Annotated in this window: 13 protein-coding genes; 12 read left to right on the top strand and 1 reads right to left on the bottom strand. The window is 40.3% G+C overall.

Going from position 1 to position 19027, the window contains the following annotated elements:
- Positions 1-12: 12 nt before the first annotated feature.
- From AC1TO6_RS03115 to AC1TO6_RS03170, 12 genes are all read left to right on the top strand, one after another.
- A complete protein-coding gene (locus AC1TO6_RS03115; RefSeq protein WP_482100146.1) occupies positions 13-789 on the top strand; it encodes an ABC transporter ATP-binding protein in 777 nt (258 codons plus the stop codon).
- The gene (locus AC1TO6_RS03120) at positions 786-1640 is read left to right on the top strand and encodes an ABC transporter permease (protein WP_482100147.1); all 855 of its coding nucleotides are present in this window, start codon (positions 786-788) and stop codon (positions 1638-1640) included. Before AC1TO6_RS03115 ends, AC1TO6_RS03120 begins: the two co-directional genes overlap by 4 nt.
- Positions 1641-1858: 218 nt before the next feature.
- The gene (locus AC1TO6_RS03125; protein WP_482100148.1) at positions 1859-3202 is read left to right on the top strand and encodes a sigma-54 interaction domain-containing protein; all 1344 of its coding nucleotides are present in this window, start codon (positions 1859-1861) and stop codon (positions 3200-3202) included.
- A 315-nt stretch (positions 3203-3517) separates the two neighbouring features.
- Positions 3518-4741 (top strand): CaiB/BaiF CoA transferase family protein, encoded by a 1224-nt coding sequence (locus AC1TO6_RS03130; RefSeq protein ID WP_482100149.1) that lies wholly within the window; start codon positions 3518-3520, stop codon positions 4739-4741.
- A gap of 528 nt (positions 4742-5269) precedes the next feature.
- Positions 5270-5974, top strand: coding sequence for a FadR/GntR family transcriptional regulator (locus AC1TO6_RS03135; protein ID WP_482100150.1), 705 nt, complete (start codon positions 5270-5272; stop codon positions 5972-5974).
- A gap of 58 nt (positions 5975-6032) precedes the next feature.
- Entirely contained in the window at positions 6033-7358 is a 1326-nt protein-coding gene (locus AC1TO6_RS03140; protein ID WP_482100151.1) for an FAD-binding oxidoreductase, read from the top strand.
- Between the two features lie 2 nt (positions 7359-7360).
- Positions 7361-8734, top strand: a complete 1374-nt coding sequence (locus AC1TO6_RS03145; protein WP_482100152.1) for a (Fe-S)-binding protein — start codon at positions 7361-7363, stop codon at positions 8732-8734.
- Positions 8725-10182 carry an FAD-linked oxidase C-terminal domain-containing protein gene (locus tag AC1TO6_RS03150; RefSeq protein ID WP_482100153.1) on the top strand — a complete coding sequence of 486 codons (1458 nt, stop codon included), beginning with the start codon at positions 8725-8727 and terminating at the stop codon, positions 10180-10182. The genes AC1TO6_RS03145 and AC1TO6_RS03150 overlap by 10 nt, the downstream gene beginning before the upstream one ends.
- Before the next feature lie 34 nt (positions 10183-10216).
- A complete protein-coding gene (locus AC1TO6_RS03155) occupies positions 10217-12394 on the top strand; it encodes a malate synthase G (RefSeq protein ID WP_482100154.1) in 2178 nt (725 codons plus the stop codon).
- A gap of 185 nt (positions 12395-12579) precedes the next feature.
- The gene (locus AC1TO6_RS03160) at positions 12580-13362 is read left to right on the top strand and encodes a fumarylacetoacetate hydrolase family protein (RefSeq protein ID WP_482100155.1); all 783 of its coding nucleotides are present in this window, start codon (positions 12580-12582) and stop codon (positions 13360-13362) included.
- A gap of 677 nt (positions 13363-14039) precedes the next feature.
- Positions 14040-15839: a DNA/RNA non-specific endonuclease gene (locus AC1TO6_RS03165; protein WP_482100156.1), complete on the top strand. Its 1800-nt coding sequence runs from the start codon at positions 14040-14042 to the stop codon at positions 15837-15839.
- A 98-nt stretch (positions 15840-15937) separates the two neighbouring features.
- Positions 15938-16528, top strand: coding sequence for a YiiX/YebB-like N1pC/P60 family cysteine hydrolase (locus tag AC1TO6_RS03170; protein WP_482100157.1), 591 nt, complete (start codon positions 15938-15940; stop codon positions 16526-16528).
- Between the two features lie 140 nt (positions 16529-16668).
- Here AC1TO6_RS03170 and AC1TO6_RS03175 read toward each other — a convergent pair whose 3' ends face one another.
- Positions 16669-17631: a S8 family peptidase gene (locus AC1TO6_RS03175; RefSeq protein ID WP_482100158.1), complete on the bottom strand. Its 963-nt coding sequence runs from the start codon at positions 17629-17631 to the stop codon at positions 16669-16671.
- Positions 17632-19027 lie beyond the last annotated feature (1396 nt).

A 19027-nucleotide genomic window follows, 5' to 3' on the forward strand; every position in this document is an offset into this window, starting at 1 on the left:
TGGGGGTTAATCATGATTAAGTTTAAGAATGTGTCTAAAGTATTTGAGCGCGATGGTCAACCATTCCTTGCTGCAAGAGATATAAATCTTCATATAGAGCAAGGTGAATTTTTAACTGTGATTGGTCCAAGTGGTTGTGGTAAATCAACTGTTCTTAACATGTGCGCAGGTTTAATGAAACCGAATGGTGGACATGTGGAGTATAAAGGGAAAAATGTAAAGGGAATAAATACTAAAGTAGGTTATATGACCCAAAAAGATAACCTTTTACCTTGGCGGACAGTACAAGGAAATGTCGAAATCTCCCTTGAAATTAGAGGTTTAGGAAAGGAGGAACGAGAAAAGGAGAGTGCTGTCTATATTGAAATGGTAGGACTGAAAGGATTTGAAAAGTACTATCCTTCGGAATTATCTGGGGGGATGAGGAGACGTGTCAGTTTAGCTAGAATGCTTGTTTATAATCCGGAAACCCTTTTGCTAGATGAACCATTTGGTGCATTGGACGCGCAATTGCGTTTGGTTTTGCAAAAAAAATTGCTTGAGATTTGGAAGGAAACGGGGAAAACGATTATCTTTGTCACACATGATCTAGATGAAGCGGTAGCATTAGGTCAGCGGGTTGCTGTCTTCAGTAAAAGCCCAGGGACGATTAAAGTTATTGAAAAGGTAAATCTTCCTGCTCATCGAGACGTTTTCAACCTTCGTAATAATAAAGAATTCATGAATGTGCATGCAAAGCTGTGGAGTTCGTTAAGTGATGAGTTTGTGGAGGAGGTGGGTGCAAAATGAGTTCTCAACCAACTTCTGTCTCTAAAAACGCAAACTCGCAAGCGTTGCTTATAGTAGAGGGCATGATAAACCAGACTGCCTCTCCCTTCATGAAAAAACTAAAAATCAATGGCATTCGTCTAGCAATTCTCGTAAGTTTCATCATTATTTGGGAAGTAGTATCAGGGAGGCTCATCGATAAATTTTGGATTAGTTCACCGATTGATATTATAAGTACATTAAACAAATGGGCAACATCAGGAGATTTGTTTTTCCATCTAAGTATTACGTTACAAGAAACATTTATTGGGTTTTTCTTAGGGGCTTTTGGAGGGATTCTTGTTGGTTTTATATTAGGTCGTTGGGCTTTTGCGGCACAAGTGTTAGATCCTTTTATTACAGCGATTTACAGTTTGCCTAAAATCGCATTAGCACCGTTGTTTATTTTATGGTTTGGTATTGGGATTGAGATGAAGATTATCTTTGCTGGAATGATCGTCTTCTTTCTCGTGTTTTTTAACACATATGCAGGTGTAAAAGACGTAGATAATGACTTGCTTGATGACGTTCGCTTAATGGGTGCCAACAAAAGACAGATTATGTTAAAAGTGATTCTACCTTCTGCAATGACTTGGGTTTTTGTAGGTTTAAAGTTATCTGTTCCTTATGCATTAGTTGGTGCCGTAGTCGGAGAAATTGTTGCCTCTAACAAAGGAATCGGATTTTTAATTCAATACTCGGCAGGGAATTTTGATACTGCAGGTACGTTTGCCGCACTAACGGTTCTTATAATTGTATCTGTATCATTGAATGCAACAATCTCGCTCTTGGAGTCTAGATTGCTTCGATGGAAGAAAACAAATTCGGTATAAAAAGAAACACCGGAAAAAGACTAATCCCATTATTTTGGGATTAGTCTTTTTCCGGTGTTTCCGATTCATTTATCATCTGAAAGTAAGACCTAAATTCTGACTCGTTAGAATTATCGTGCAATTTTTTGAAGGATGAACAGTCTTCCGCCTATTTCTAATTTCTTTAAAAAGGAAAATGACCTATACTAGAGTCAGCGAAGAGTTTAGGAGGGGTCGAAATGAACAATGATATGGAAAAACAAATTCAATTCTATCAATCGATTGTTGACCTTTCCCAGTCCGCAATTACCGGAGTTGATATTGAAGGTCGAATCATAATCTACAATCAGTCAGCGGCAGACTTTCTTGGTGTACCGGTTAAAGAGGCGATTGGCAAGCTACTGTCAGAAGTTAACCCAGTACAGCCAGGGCTATTACGGGTGCTCGCGGAAAAAAGTGTTCAACGTGACCAATTACGTAAAGTAGGACAGCATACAGCCGTTATTAACCGCGCACCAATCTACTATGAGAACGAATTGATCGGTGCTATATCCACGGTCCGTGATATTACAGAATTACAGCAATACGAGGAAAAAATCAGGCGTAAAATAAATCAACTAGGTTTAAATGCGAAGTGGACATTGGAACAAATCATTGCAAAATCACAACCGATGAAAAGGCTCATCGAATTGGCCAAAAAGTACGCCACCGTTGATTCGACTTTACTTTTACAAGGAGAATCGGGAACGGGTAAGGAGATGCTTGCACAAGGGGTTCATATGGCAAGTAATAGGAAAGACGGCCCGTTTGTTGCGTTAAATTGTGCAGCCTTACCTGAAACACTCCTAGAAAGTGAACTTTTCGGCTATGAAGAAGGTGCTTTCACAGGAGCTAGACGAGGGGGTAAACCTGGCCTCTTTGAGCTTGCCCATCATGGGACGATTTTTTTGGACGAGATGGGAGAGTTGCCTCTATTACTTCAAGCGAGATTACTTCGCGTGTTGCAAGAAAGAGAAGTGATGCGAGTTGGGGGCAATAAGGTCATCCCAGTAGATGTAAGAATTATCGCAGCAACAAACCGGGATTTAATTAGGCAAATGAATGAAGGATTATTTCGAGAGGACTTGTATTTCCGGCTTGCTATATTAGTATTAACAATTCCACCGTTACGGGATCGCTTAGATGATATACCACATCTGATTAATGCTTTTTTGCATGATTGGAAAAAAACATACTATGATCAATTGACAAATGAAGACACCCAAAAATTGCAAGCGTACTCGTGGCCAGGAAATGTTCGTGAACTACGTAACTTATTGGAACGTGCAATTGTTTTAGCTGATGCTGGAGAACCGTTTGAATTATTTAGTTCGGATGTATGGGTTTCGACAGAGAAGTCAATAGCTCCACAGACAGATGGAACGGTTGAATCGATTATAAATAAACAAGAAGAAAATGAAGAGGACGAAATTAGGCGCGTGTTACATGAAGAAAGAGGCCATATGGTACGTGCTGCAGACCGATTGGCGATGCACCGTTCAACCCTTTGGAGAAAATTAAAAAAATATTCTATAGATATTTAAACGAGAATCCTGTAAAAGGTTGTTTTTTAAAGCTCTTGAAAAGGCAGAAATGACCTTTTCCAGGAGCTTTTTTAAAAGAGTGGAAGATATTAATTGGATTCATGTAATAAGGATATTACGTTGCATTGTATGTCGCATTGTATGTTGCGTGACGTTGCGTGAGACGTAGATAGCATTTCTTACTAGCTAAATAAGGTACATTTTAAGTATGTTTGTCTCGTTTTTTTGTTGGCATGAAACTTGCATTATTAATAGTGAGGATAAGAAAAGCCACTTATCAACTACTTATCTATCAACAAAATGGGGGTAAATATGATGAGTAAACCACTACAGGGAATACGTGTGATCGAATTGGGAGCTTTCGTAGCTGGTCCATTTGCAACAAGGCTTCTTGGAGAGTTCGGCGCCGATGTTATTAAAGTAGAGTCACTAAAAGGTGACCAGTTAAGACAATGGGGACCACATGCGCCTGGGCAGGATTCTTATTGGAGTTTAGTGCAAACAAGAAATAAACGATCTATTTCCTTAGATTTACGTTCAGTGGAAGGTCAAGATATTGTGAAAGAGTTAATTAAAGAAGCAGACGTTGTTCTAGAGAACTTTAAACCTGGGACACTTGCAAAATGGGGTTTATCTCACGAGGACATGAAAGCGCTAAATCCAAAATTGATTATTACGAGTATTTCTGGTTTCGGTCAGACGGGTCCATATCGAAATTTACCTGGCTTCGGAAACATCGCAGAATCTATGGGAGGGATTCGTTCTGTAACTGGATTTCCCGATAAGCCACCAGTAAGAGTAGGTCTTGCGATCGGAGATTCAATTGCCGCTCTTTACGCAGTCATAGGTACACTACTCTCACTTTATCATAGAGATGCGCAAAATGGTGTAAACGGTCAAATTGTAGATGTAGCATTGACTGAAGCGATTTTTAGTTTTTTGGAAGGGATGGTTCCAGAATATGTACATGCTAACAGTATACGTGAAAGAACGGGGAATCAACATGTATCTACGGCTCCCTCAAATGTCTATCCAACAAGTGATGGCAAGTGGATAGCAATTGGTGCAAATAGTGATTCGCTATTTTCCCGTTTAACAATGGTGATGGAACGTGACGACTTAGCTCAAGATCCACTACTTCAAGACAATAAAGGACGAGTGAGTGAAATGGATCGACTAGATGCTGAAATTGGAGGATGGACGCGTAAATTTACATTGGCTGAGGTGATGGAAAAGTTAAATGAAGGTTCGATTCCAGCCGGGCCAATTTATAATATCGAAGACATCTTGGCTGATCCACAATATCAAGCACGTGACATGTTCTTAACCTTAGCTGATGAGCGCCTTGGGGATATGGTTATGCCTGGAATTGTCCCTAAACTTAGTGAGACACCTGGGGAAGTGAAGTGGGTAGGACCAGATTGTGGGGCGGATACTGAGGATATTCTTTCCGAATTAGGTCATTCACAAGAACAAATTGAATTATTGAAAGATAGCGGAGTAGTAAGATCGACTAATGCAGTTAAAAGTATTTCCTAACATTATTTTGCAAAAATCATATCGTTATCAGCGTCCTCCTAGGACATCATGAAAAGCAACATCATAGAGTAATGCAATCGCCTTCTAAACTCACAGAGTGAAACGTAAGGTAATACGGTCATCTACGTATTATTTCCCATATTTCATTGCAGTTAGGAGGCGTTTTATTACAGTGAAATAATCAACATTTAAAGTTACGATATTTACGTTTGATTTAGGCAAGTTTATTGGCGGTAATAATGGACCAATCCGCGTTGCTCGTTAGAACAAGCGCTCAGTAGTTGCTATGTAACGCTACATCAAGTAGTTGGCAGTCCTGATTTTGGTGAAGAAAAAATAAAGACAATGTGCGTTAAGGCTATTGATTTGTTTAATTGAAATTATGAAAAAGACGAGATAGCCAAGAGTGTTGCAGACATAAGTTTAGTGATTGGGAGACATAGCGATGATTTTAATATATGAGTTTTACTTAAAGCTATGAGACAACTTGTCGGATATGTGATGTCTGTTAAGTAAGGTGGGGGACTCGTGATTGTTGAAAAAATTTCTACGAAGAAAGTGTCTGAATCAGTGACAGAAGAAATTGAAAAGCTAATTGAAATGGGCACGTTTCAGGCAGGTGAGAAGCTACCGTCTGTCCGTGAGCTGTGTGATTTGTTTGGTGTTGGACGATCTGCGGTACGAGATGCAATCACAACGCTAAGTGGAAAGGGAATTGTAAATGTGAAGCAAGGGGAAGGGACATATATTTGTGAATTTGATTCGTCTAAATTGTTTAACTATCATTTATTGCTTCCCAGTTCGAAAGATATAATCGAGCTTTTTCAAGTAAGAAAAATTGTAGAAACTGGAATAGCTGAAGCATCTGCCAGACACCGATCGGAGGAAGACTTGCTGAAGATGGAGGAATGCATTTTTAATCCATCTGTCAACGAATGGGAGTCTGACTACCATTTTCATCTGGCTATGGCAAAGTCGACAGGCAATGCATTTTTGATCCAGTTTATGCTGTTTATTTCAGAAACGACTAAAAAATCAATGATTGATTTTCATCAATACATTAAGAAATATCCTGACACGGTTAAAAAAATCGAAAACCAGCATCATGAAATCTACGAAGCCATTAAAAAAAAGGAATCAACAAATGCGCATAGCATGATGAGCAAGCATTTGAATTTTGTTGAGGAAGAGCTTTTGCACAGTCGTGTTTTACAGCAGTCGTCGCATAAATAAGTAGACTTCAGTAGTATCGCGGTGTTTGTTATGCCAAAACAATTGGAGGGGTTTGCACTTGATCGCTACAGAGCTTGGAAAGGACTTACAATCAGTTATCCCGAAGGAACGAATTAAAGAAGGGGAAAATCTACACCATCCACTTGGTAACAGCGGGCAGCTGAGCGTTTATCCAACTTCAGAAGAGGAAATCGCCGCTATCTTAACATACGCCAATAAGTATGGGAAAAGAGTAACCGTAATGGGAGGGGGAACGAAAAGGGGGTTTGGCGGCGTCACGGAATCTGCGGATATCCTCCTTTCACTGGCGAATTACAAAGGAATTGTCGAGCATACAGTGGGTGACATGACACTTACCGTTAAGGCAGGCACCACCTTTCAAGAGGTGCAAGACTATTTGGCGAAATACAAGCAGAAAATCTCATTGGATCCTGCTTGGCCTGAATTGGCAACGATCGGGGGGATTGTTGTAGCAAATGATAGCGGTCCCAAGCGTCTGGGGTATGGATCTTCACGTGACGTGGTGATAGGACTACGGAACGTCTATCCAGATGGTACCGTCATTCGTTCTGGCGGGAAAGTGGTAAAAAATGTGGCTGGGTATGATATGAACAAGCTATTTATCGGTGCAATGGGAACACTCGGAGTTGTCTCAGAGGTAACTGTGAAGCTTCGTCCACTCGCAAACTATGAAAGTCTTATCCTCGTATGTTTCCCAAAAGGAAATCTTGATGACATTCGAACGTTTTCCAAAACGCTTTTAGATTCAACGATGGAGCCTGTCACGCTTGAAGTTGTGAATCCATCTTTATCCCAAAAGCTTTGTGGTCAATTTACTTATTCGTTAGCAATCTCTTTTGAGGATGTAGAAAGCTCTGTGCGTTATCAAGAGAAATTTGTTCAAAGTATCCAGCCTTTGGGTACAAGCATGAACATTCTTTCACAAACTGAAGCTCAATTATTTTGGCATCGGTTTTATACAATTTGTCCGAATGGTGCAGAAGTGCATACAAGGAAAGAAACAGAGGCATCTCTGAAAATTGGGGTCGTTAATCTCGATGTTCTTACTATGATACGAGAAAGTGAAGCGTTAAAGGACTCATTCAATTTACTAGTTGAGGCGCATGGTGGATTAGGGCATGGATTGTGCCAAGTACATTTAAAAGGCACGAGTGCAGATATCGTAGCAGCCATTCACCACTTGCGAAATATTGCTACGAAGCTTGGCGGTTACTTGGTTGTGAAGCATTTACCGTTATCCCTCCGTCAGAAAGTGGATGTTTGGGGGGAGAAGCCGTCGTATTTCTTCCTATTGGAAGGGATTAAATCAAAAGTTGACCCGAACAAAATTCTTAATCCTAATCGATTCGTAGGAGGGATTTAAACATGGTTTTGAAAGAAGTGGATGTTAGAAAAGACCCAGCCTGTACGACTCAAAAAAGCTTCAGCAATTATCTGTGGAGCGACCACCCAGATGAAAAAAAATGGGCAGATTGTACACATTGTGGAATGTGTTTGGAATCTTGCCCGACCTATGAACTGACTGGACAGGAGCAACATTCACCTCGTGGACGTGTCCACCTCATTAAGTCAGTGGCAGAAGGGAAACTGGAAGTAAATAAGCAGTTTATGGATCCCGTTTTTGCTTGTCTTGACTGCCGTGCATGTACAACGGCATGTCCTGCGGATGTTGATGTCGGTGGTTTAATTGAAGAAGCTCGTGGTCAAATTCGCCAGGCAATCCCATTAACAGGATTGAAAGGAACGGTAAGCAAATTCTTTCTACAAGGACTGTTTCCACATCAAAATCGATTAAATACACTCGGAAACTTTTTGCGGTTTTACCAAAAAAGCGGCATGCAAAAAGTCGTCCAAAAAACGAAGCTAATCAATGTTATGCCACAGCATTTAGTTGATATGGAAGCGGTTATGCCAGAAGTGCAACAATCTGTCCGTAAAAAATTTAAAAATGAAACTGTTATCAAAGCAAAGGGTGAAACAAAGAACGAAGTGGCATTTTTAACGGGTTGTGTAATGGATGTTATGTTCAGTGATATCAATGAATCGACTATCAACGTTTTAACTAGGAACGGAAATGATGTGCATATCCCGAAAACTCAGACTTGCTGTGGCGCACTTCACGTTCATGCTGGAGACCGTGATACAGGAAGAAAGCTTGCCAAGCAGAATATAGAAGCGTTCAAGGATTCTGAAAAAGTAATTGTTAACGCAGCTGGCTGTGGCTGCATGCTAAAGGAATACGCGGAACTGTTCCGGGAAGAAGAACCGGAATGGCACGCAAAAGCAGAAGAGTTTTCCACAAAAGTAGAAGATATTTCAAAATACCTTCATGACACAGGCTATGAAAAACCAAAAGCACAACTAAACAAGCGCATTACCTATCATGATGCTTGCCATTTAGCACATGGACAAGGCGTACGTCAGGAGCCACGCGACATTTTGCTTGCTATTCCAGGTGTCGAAATGATTCATATGCCAAACGCAGATCGCTGTTGTGGAAGTGCCGGTATTTACAATATTACTAATCCCGAAATGGCAGGAGCCGTCCTCGAAAACAAAATGGAGAATGTCCCTGATGATGTAGATATGATTTCAATGGGGAATCCAGGATGTATGCTTCAGATGGCAATTGGAGTCAAGAAATACGGAAGAAATCAAAAAGTAGTTCATACAGTTCAGCTACTGGACTGGGCATATCAAAAAGAGGATGGTTTTGAGGGGGGAGAGAAATGGCAGTAAAAAAGATTGAAACAAAGGATAAACATATTATTAATCTCGCCAATATTGTCGGTGATGCAGGTTCAATCATTTACCACAAAGAAGATTTGCTGGCGTATGATTGCGATGCATTTACGATTCATAAGCATTTGCCGAAAACAGTTGTATTTCCAAAAAATACACAGGAAGTTTCTCTGCTTGTAAAATACTGTTCTGATAATCAGTTACCTTTCCTTGCCCGTGGAGCAGGTACTGGCCTAAGCGGCGGTGCGATTCCAATAAATAATGAGGTGATTATTAGTTTAGTTAAAATGAAGAAGCTAGTCAGTGTCGATCTTGAAAACAGACGTGCAGTTGTGGAGCCTGGTTTTGTCAATCTGAAACTGACAAACTCAATTTCCGATAAAGGGTATTACTATGCACCTGATCCGTCAAGTCAATATTGCTGCACGATTGGTGGAAATGTTGCTGAGAATGCAGGTGGAGCGCACTGCCTTAAATATGGGGTTACAACCAACCATATCCTTGGTCTAGAGGTTGTTTTGCCAAATGGAGACATTATTGAAGTAGGGGAAAATGGAGTTCCAGATGCGCCTGGTTACGATTTGCTTGGTTTGTTAACGGGTTCAGAAGGGACATTGGGAATTGTAACGAAAATAACCGTTCGTATATTGAAAAACCCTGAAAGTAAGAAAACGGTGCTTGCATATTTTGATAGCGTTGCTGATGGAAGTCAGGCGGTATCGGATATTATCTCAGCAGGCATTGTCCCGGCTGCACTTGAAATGATGGATAAAACAGCAATCGAGGGTGTTGAAGCTGCTGCCTTTCCTGTAGGACATCCGAAAGATATTGCGGCGGTATTATTGATAGAAGTAGACGGGATTTCTGCAGGGATTGATGAGCAAATAAATCTAATACTTGAAGTTTGTAAAAATAGAAATGTACGAGAAGTGAGAGCAGCTAAGGATGAGCAGGAAAGAGCGGGATGGTGGGCAAATCGTAAAACTGGATTTGGAGCAATGGGAGCAATCTCTCCAGATTACTTAGTGCAAGACGGTGTGATTCCTCGAAGTAAGCTGCCGGAAGTGTTAAGCCGAATCGATGAAATTAGTCAAGAATCAGGTTTGCGCATCGCCAATATTTTTCACGCAGGAGACGGAAACCTTCACCCGCTTGTCCTTTTTGATGCCAGGATTCCAGGCGAAACCGAAAGGGCAATCATAGCTGGGAGTGCTTGTTTGCAAGCATGTGCCGATGCTGGCGGAACCATTACTGGCGAACATGGGGTCGGGATTGAGAAAAAAGAAGAAATGCGTTTTGTATTTAAGGATGAGGAAATTATTGCTCAGACGAATATTCGCGAAGTGTTCAACCCTGACAATCTATTAAATGCGGGGAAATTGTTTCCGACGCCGGGACGCTGTGCAGAAGTGAAAAAAGAGCTGAAAGAAGCGGTCATTTTATAAATGGAAAAGGTTAATTAAAGGAGGGAATTGTAATATGACAAACTATGTACAAACGAATAATCTTCAAGTTGCATCTGTTCTTTATGAATTTATTAATGTAGAAGCTCTTCCAGGAAGTGGATTGAATCAAGAAAAGTTCTGGTCTGGTTTTTCAGAGCTTGTCCATGACTTAACGCCTAGGAACAAGGAATTGTTAGCTAAACGAGATGAACTACATGACAAAATCAATACATGGCACCGTGAAAATAAGGATCTTGATTTTGGAAAGTATAAATCATTTTTAGAGGAAATTGGCTATCTGGAACCAGAAACGGAAGATTTTCAAGTTCAGTCTGAAGCAGTCGACGATGCAATCGCTATCCAAGCTGGGCCTCAGTTAGTCGTTCCAGTAAATAATGCACGTTATGCGATTAATGCAGCCAATGCCCGCTGGAGTAGCCTATACGATGCTCTATATGGAACGGATGCCATCAGTGAAGAAGGAGGCGCTCATTTAGGTAGGGGCTATAATCCGGTTCGTGGTGACAAGGTTATCCAATTTGCGAAGGCCTTTCTAGATCAAGCCGCACCATTAAATGGTTCTTCTCATAAGGACGCTGTGCACTATAGCATTGTCGGGGGTAAGTTGTCCGTTACTCTTAACGATGGAGAAAAAGCTGTACTGAAAAACGAGGAAAAACTAGTTGGCTATCAGGGACAGCAGGAAAATCCAACAGCTGTGTTGCTGACAAACAATGGCATACATTTTGAAATTCAGGTAGACCGCAATCATTCAATCGGTAAAACGGATGATGCTGGTGTTAAAGACATCCTGATGGAGGCAGCCTTGACAACAATCATGGATTGCGAAGATTCTGTAACGGCGGTAGATGCGGAAGATAAGGTGATCGTGTACAGCAATTGGCTAGGTCTGATGAAAGGAGATTTGACTGCTGAATTCACAAAAAATAAAAAAACAGTAACGCGCACTCTTAATCCTGATCGCAGCTACACTTCCCCACGTGGAGAAATAGTAACACTGTCAGGGCGTTCCCTAATGTTTACCCGAAATGTCGGGCATTTGATGACCAATAATGCGATTTTAGATCACAACGGAGAAGAAATCCAGGAAGGTATTTTGGATGGTGTGATCACGAGCTTGCTAGCGAAGCATTCATTGTTAGGCAATGCCCCCTATCAAAATTCAACTAAGGGTTCAATCTATATCGTGAAACCGAAAATGCATGGCTCACAAGAAGTGGCTTTTGCCAACTTGCTTTTTGACCGAGTTGAAGATTTACTCGGATTGGAAAGGAATACCCTTAAAATCGGTGTAATGGATGAAGAACGCCGGACCTCGTTGAATTTGAAAAATTGTATTCGCGAGGTAAAGGACCGAGTTGTGTTTATCAACACTGGATTCTTAGATCGAACGGGCGATGAAATGCACACTTCAATGGAAGCGGGTCCAATGATTCGCAAACATGAAATGAAATCCTCAAAGTGGCTGCAAGGCTATGAAAAATCGAATGTAAACGTCGGTCTCGCGAGTGGTTTTCAAGGCCGTGCCCAAATTGGCAAAGGAATGTGGGCAATGCCAGACCTGATGGCAGACATGCTTGAGCAAAAGGTTGGTCACTTACAAGCAGGGGCAAACACTGCCTGGGTGCCATCTCCAACAGCAGCGACATTACACGCTTTGCATTATCATCAAGTTGATGTAACACAAGTACAAAATGAGCTTGCGAAAGAAGTGCGAGATTTGCGGAATGATATTTTGCATATTCCAGTTGAAATGAATCCACAGTGGAGTGATGAAGAAATTCAGCAAGAACTGGATAACAATGCACAGGGAATCCTTGGCTATGTTGTTCGCTGGGTTGACCAAGGAATTGGTTGCTCAAAAGTACCAGACATTAACAATGTGGGGCTGATGGAAGACCGTGCTACACTGCGTATTTCGAGTCAACATATGGCAAACTGGCTTCATCATGGAATTTGTACGAAAGACCAGGTAGTGGAGACTTTACAGCGTATGGCGAAAGTAGTAGATGAGCAAAACGCTGGAGACGCTGATTACCTGCCCATGGCTGAGGACTATGACGGTTCGGTGGCGTTCCAGGCAGCATCTGAACTTGTATTCAAAGGCTACGCACAGCCAAGCGGTTACACGGAGCCGATTCTGCACCGTCGACGTCTAGAAGCGAAAGTTAAATTAACAGTAAAACAATAGCCGTTTTACGATGGAATTGCCAAGTTTAAAGTGTTGAATTATGACAGGGTATTCTATCCGATTAGGAGGCCTTGTTATCGCCTATTATTAATAATAGCTGAAAAATCAGCACGAAATGGAACCAATTTGTACCTAAACCAGACTATACGTTCTACAAGAGAATTTAACGTGAGAGGAGTGCTAGAATGAAATTTGCTAGATTTAAAGTAGAGGGTTCTGATGTATACAAAGGCGTTATAACAGAGGATACTGTAAAAGAAATAAAGGGTGATATATTTGGTGATTGGGAGTATACGGGCGAAGCGTTTTCAATGAGTGAGGTGACACTTCTCGCCCCACTAGAGCCAAACCAAATCATTGGCATCGGCGCAAACTACGTAACCCAAAAGGAAAATCTTCCAAGTGAGCTACCGAAAATTCCAGTCTTTTTCTTTAAGTCAACTTCATCTGTCATTGGACCGGAAGAAGACATTGTCATTCCAGAGGGTATTGATCAAGTAAAATTTGAATCAGAATTAGTGATTGTGATTGGAAAAGAAGCAAAAAATGTTCCTGAATCAGAGGTTTTGGATTATATATTTGGTTATACCGTTGGAAACGACGTCACAGCGCCTCAGTTTTTCCATCAAGATGGGCACTGGACAATCGGTAAATCGTTTGACACGTTCACGCCTCTAGGTCCTGTTATTGAAACAGAGCTTGATCCTTTTCAAGTCAAAGTTGAAGCTAGACTGAATGATGTAGAAAAACAAAACAGCGAGACTGAGTTAATGATCATTCCGATTCGCAAAATGGTCTCATATCTTACAGCAGTAATGACACTTAAGCCAGGTGATGTAATCTTATCAGGGAGTCCTGTGGGGGCAGAGTTTGCCGGAGCCGGAGAAGTCATTGAGTGTGAGATTAAGGAGATTGGATTTCTTCGAAATACGTTTGTAGCAGCAAAAGTAGAAGTGAAAATCCATTAACAAATTAAGTAGAAGTAGTTAATTAAGTTTGCGTTGCAATTATTCATTTTGTTTGATAATAGTCCTACGTTTTGCCTGAATCCTTTAAAAAAGGTATTCAGGCTTTTTTTTTAGTGCGAATAGCATGGACTATAACTAGGTGGTGGTATGATATCTACAGGAAATAGTAGGGAATTGTATTTGTACTCTGTAAAATAAAAATTGACCTAAGCTGAAATGTTCGGTCGTCTTTTTGTATTCAGAAGACCTCAAGCTAATTGGACAGGCTTTAACTTGGTCGCCGTCATCCATAAGGACCAGATAAAATGCAGTGAAAACAGGTTTCGGATGGCTAAAGTCATAATGAAAATATAGATAATTGGAAAAAGACTTTAAATTATCCTTAATAAGTAACTTTCGGAAAAATAGCAAGACTGTTAGAATTAACTGAACAGTATAAAAACGGAGTAGGGATATATATTGAAGTAAAGTATTATATTGAAGCCACTGCGATGGTCGGGGACCCTAGCTATAAGCTTAGCCGCTACACTACTCGTGTTTTGCCAGTCGTATCTAACCAAGCGATTTCAACTTTTCTGTAACACTTAGAAAGCACATTCACTTAGTTTGTATTCATTTGTTCAACATATATCGTAAAGTAAAATCAAGTGACGACAACTATTTTAAGGAGGGGAAACATGTCTACCAAACGACTTGATCAGTTTCAAAGTCTTACTGTGGAACTTGTAGATTTGCAACAACAACAAGCGTTAAAGCGTTACATCTCGCGTTCTAGTGAGCGTGAACGAATTGCTGGTGAACTGCAAACTAAAAACCCTATGGAGGTAGATACGCCTGAGCGGGTCGCGCTCCGTAAAGCAATTATTGATCCGCGGGATGGACTTGCAATCGAGCGTATTATTGGTCGGGATGATCTATTTCCAATTTCTTATCTTGAAGCAGGTCTACAAGCAGCCAATTCGGTTTGCAGAATCGAAATCCGTGATCGTATCGGCAGAGTTCTCGGACATGCTACAGGATTTCTTGTCTCACCTTCATTATTGCTTACGAATAATCATGTGTTGGAGAACGTCGATACGGCCCAGTTCAGCGTCGCACAATTCAACTTTGAAGTCGGTCTTGACTTAAAAGAACGTCCGATGAAAAACTTCCGTCTAACACCAAAGCGTTTATTTATAACGGATCAAAATCTTGATTTCACGCTAGTTACGATAGAGGAAGTATCTGCTGACGGCACAAATATAAGTGAATTTGGTTTCTTGCCGCTCATCCCGCAAACGGGCAAAGGGTTGGTTGGTGAATGCGTATCAATCATTCAGCATCCTTCGGGGGCACCGAAAGCTGTAGCAATCAGAGAGAATCAAATTATGGATGTATTTGACGATTATATTCACTACTCAACAGATACCATGCCAGGATCTTCCGGTTCACCTGTCTATAATGACGAATGGATTGTCGTTTCCCTCCACCATGCAGGGGTTCCAGATCCAAAGAACCGGACTGAATTTATTGCCAATGAAGGGATTCGGATCAGCAGTATTATCCAGTTCGTCGTGAAGCAAGGCGCAAATTTTAGTGATGATCAAAAAGTGTTGCTGAATGACATTGTGAAAGAGTGGGGAGTCCTTGACCATACTCCTGAAGAAATGGTCGTTGAGGAGTTAAGCAGTTCGTGGTATGAAGGGGCGACCGGTTATGACACTCAATTTCTCGGTGAAGCCTATGAAGTTCCACATCCGAAATTCCGGTCGGATCTTGAACAGGATATTGCCTTATTAAAGGACGGAAGCAATGTTTTACAGTATACGCATTTTTCAATTGTCATGAGCAAGTCACGCCGTTTAGCGTATTATACGGTGGTGAATATTGATGGCAATCAATTAATGAAGATTGGCCGTAATGACAAATGGTATCTCGATTCCCGTATCGAAACAGAGTACCAGTGTGGCCCAGAATTATATAAAAATAATTCGCTTGATCGGGGGCATCTTGTCCGCAGGCTGGATCCTGTTTGGGGAGATTCGGCGGAAAAGGCGAATAAGGATACGTTCCATTTTACAAATTGTGCGCCCCAGCAAAGTAAATTGAATCAGCAAAGTTGGCTGGATCTGGAGAATTATATTTTAGACAATGCCAAAAACGCGAATCTTAAAGTGACGGTGTTCACTGGGCCTGTTTTTCGGTTGGATGACGTTATTTACAGGGGCGTTCAAATACCGGCAGAGTTTTGGAAAATAGCTGTCATTGTTAAGAAAGATGGAAATCTATCTGCAACCGCATATTTACAAACTCAAAAGAACCTTATTGAGGATTTGGAATTTGCGTATGGAGAATATAAAACATATCAAGTTTCTATTTCAAAAATTGAGGCGATTACAGGTCTTGATTTTGAAGATTTACGTAATCACGACCCACTCAATCAATTAGAATCAACAATAGGATATGTCATTGATGTACCCGGGGATATTAAACTCTGAAAAAAAGCTATTGCTCACCTAAGTGGAAGCACCCTGTCACTGCACCTACTATAATCCTAGAAATATGTAGATACTATTAGGTAGAGGAGCGATTGGTAATGGGGACCGATAAATTTAACGGTATAAACCAAATTTCTTATGAGCAAGCAAAAACTAAAATCAAGACAGGGGACCTCCTTTTCTGTAGCGGTCGTTACTTAGTCAGTGAGATGATAAAAAGACTGTCGAACTCTGAATTTAGTCATATAGCCGTGTTAGTCTATTGGGATGAACATGTACTCGTATTAGAAAGTGTGGAAGACGATGGTATCAGGGTGGTCCCCCTATATCATTATCTTTACAATTATGAAAATAGTATGGAAAAGTATAATGGGGAAATGTATGTAGCCCGACATGAAGTAGTTGATAGTCCTGATTTTGATCGAGAAAAAATAAAGAAAATGTGTGGTAAGGCGATTGATTTACTTAATCGAAATTATGACAAAAACGAGATAGCTAAGATTGTTGCACGTATAAGTTTAGGACTTGGGAGACATAGCGATGATTTTGAATATATGTGTTCGGAGTTTGTTGACAAATGTTTCAAGGAATTGGGAATAGAGCTATTGCGTGATTCAATGGGGTTTATTTTCCCGGAACATGTTGCCGCAGATCCAAATGTCAGACCATTGTTCGAAGTTACTCCGTGAAATCGTTTCAGATATGAGGTAAGCTTCCCAACTAGCGATACCGCCAAAAAAATATAGCCGCACCAGGAATTTAATTTTCCTAGTGCGGCTATCGTTAATTTCTGAATGTTTGAATGCGGTTATATCATTAAATTGAATTATTATGCATTCAAGACCAGTGTTTTGTTTTCTTGCTCAAATACATTCGTCAAATGTTCAAGGACTGTTAAATAAATGAGACCGTTGCCTTCTAGTTTCGGTGAGAATCCTAGCGGAACGGTCCTTTTAATTAATTGGGCATATAGCTCCGGCTCCGAAAGTTGACGCCCGAAACTGTTATTGACCAAATTTTTTATTAGGGCGAGTGCTCCCGATACATGTGGTGCAGCCATTGAAGTTCCACTTAACGTGGCATATTTTCCGTTTAAATACGTAGAAATAATTTTTTCACCCGGAGCGACTAAATCGATTTCATTGTGAGAATTGGTGAAATCGGAAGAGCGTCGTTTTAGGTTAATCGCACCAACGCTTATGACTTCGTTATAACAACCTGGATAGGCAAACTCATCGGTTGAATCGTCGCCGTCACCCTCATTTCCAGCCGCACAAACGACGAGGATATTGTTGGCAATCGCTTTTTTGATCGCCTGATAAAGTTCTGGCATATCATTAGGACCCCCCAATGACATGGAGATGATATCCACTTTTTGTTCAATCGCATAATTGATGCCATTAATGATCCAGTCATATTGTCCCGAGCCTTCTTTATTCAAGACCTTAACAATGAGTAAACTTGCTTCAGGGGCTACTCCAATTACGCCGTTATCGTTCTGTCGAGCAGCAATCGTTCCAGCAACGTGAGTTCCATGTCCATTATAATCAAGAAAAATTTCGGGATTGTTGCCATCGTCGTCCGTAAAGTTCCGACCACCAATGATCTGTTCTTGTAAATCGGAGTGTTCACTATCGCATCCTGTATCCAAGACCGCTACCGTAATACCTTTTCCTTTAGTTTTGTTCCAAATACTTGGTGCTTGAATTAATTCTACACCCGCGGGAATTTCATTTGTATCCGCTACTTGTTCAATCATTTCGTATGGAATTACATGTGCATAGTTCTCCATTTTAAACCTCCTATTAATTGGATTGGATATCTGCATAATTGAGTCAGAAAACTAATCAAAAGCTTTTTTGCGACTAGCCGCCACTGGGAGGAAGGATTTGTTTCTATTAGCAGTACTTGTTGCATATAATGAAAAACTTGAATCGGAATAAATAGGACTGAGTGATAAAAAATCAGTCCTATTTATTGCCGACGGTGTTAATTGCCGGGCTGAAAAAACAGTTTGCCCAGAATGGAAATAGAAGAAGTAATTGTCCACACTTCTGCCGATAGGGGGGCAATTACTCCTTTCTTGATAAGAAAAAGATAGCTGACAACGACACCGACATAAAAGCAATCCATCCACCCGAAAGTGAAATGAGTAAGCTTAGTATTTCGTATGTTGTCACTGGTTTTCACCTCCTTTCATTTGAAAGTGTCCACGTGTATGTTATACCTTTCTTATAACTATACTGAAATTGTAATGTATTTCTTGAAAAGTAAAAAAACAATTAAAGAGTTATCCAATTGTTGTATGTGAACCGTTATGTATATGTAAAATTGTTATGGGAGAGGGGCAGATTTTGGAGAACTAATTCTTACACACTGTAAGAGAAGATACATCTATCTTAGGATTACTTCTATACAAATCGTACCATTATTTAACTATTCAGTCCAATGAATAATGAAAGATTTGAATAATAGATTCAGAAGACTTAGTGAAAAGAAGCGTGCTTTAGCGCTTAGTCACTATTGTAGGGGAAGAAACTAAAAGAAAGATTCCATTTAATAGGACATGCTACATATATAAATAATTATAACTAACATATTGACTCATAGCAGATCCAATATGCACAAAATAATAAAAGTTAAATGAGTCAAGTTGGTTATCGGGACATATTTTGAAGTGGACTATCGCAATTCTGTTGATAGTTCATCAAGTAATGTAAAAGAACTAATTGTTTGAACATTCAGTCCTGCAATGGTAGACTGTAACTACAAAATCCTAATCGGTTTTGTACATCGTACGACGGTGAAAATTGTTGTATGGAAAAGAAGAAGTAATTGTCCACACTTCAGCCGATGGGGGGGCAGTTACTTCTTTCTTGATGAGAAAATGATGGCTTTACATACATAAAATTTATCTAATGGAAATCTAATGCAGCGTGCAATATAAATAAAAAAATCGTTCTGGAGATTTTATTGTCAGAACGGCTTTTTTGATTATTTTGGTACTAACACAAAAGATATGGAAACATTAAAAGAAAATTTTATAGCATTAAGCCAGTTTTATGGGGGATATACTACTAGATTTGTTTCTATTTGTAGTGCTAGTTACATATAATAATTGAACGTTACTTAAAAAGTGCTTTGCAGTAGGTCCTAAATATGCAGACTTTATCATCCACAATTTCACT

The sequence above is a fragment of the Sporosarcina sp. Y352 genome, from assembly GCF_056786535.1.

Bases quoted from the DNA above. Each gene is read 5' to 3' on its own strand.
- AC1TO6_RS03130 (WP_482100149.1), top strand. From the start codon at position 3,518: ATGAGTAAACCACTACAGGGAATACGTGTGATCGAATTGGGAGCTTTC.
- AC1TO6_RS03115 (WP_482100146.1), top strand. From the start codon at position 13: ATGATTAAGTTTAAGAATGTGTCTAAAGTATTTGAGCGCGATGGTCAA.
- AC1TO6_RS03145 (WP_482100152.1), top strand. From the start codon at position 7,361: ATGGTTTTGAAAGAAGTGGATGTTAGAAAAGACCCAGCCTGTACGACT.
- AC1TO6_RS03160 (WP_482100155.1), top strand. From the start codon at position 12,580: ATGAAATTTGCTAGATTTAAAGTAGAGGGTTCTGATGTATACAAAGGC.
- AC1TO6_RS03155 (WP_482100154.1), top strand. From the start codon at position 10,217: ATGACAAACTATGTACAAACGAATAATCTTCAAGTTGCATCTGTTCTT.
- AC1TO6_RS03175 (WP_482100158.1), bottom strand. From the start codon at position 17,631: ATGGAGAACTATGCACATGTAATTCCATACGAAATGATTGAACAAGTA.
- AC1TO6_RS03170 (WP_482100157.1), top strand. From the start codon at position 15,938: ATGGGGACCGATAAATTTAACGGTATAAACCAAATTTCTTATGAGCAA.
- AC1TO6_RS03125 (WP_482100148.1), top strand. From the start codon at position 1,859: ATGAACAATGATATGGAAAAACAAATTCAATTCTATCAATCGATTGTT.
- AC1TO6_RS03120 (WP_482100147.1), top strand. From the start codon at position 786: ATGAGTTCTCAACCAACTTCTGTCTCTAAAAACGCAAACTCGCAAGCG.
- AC1TO6_RS03165 (WP_482100156.1), top strand. From the start codon at position 14,040: ATGTCTACCAAACGACTTGATCAGTTTCAAAGTCTTACTGTGGAACTT.
- AC1TO6_RS03150 (WP_482100153.1), top strand. From the start codon at position 8,725: ATGGCAGTAAAAAAGATTGAAACAAAGGATAAACATATTATTAATCTC.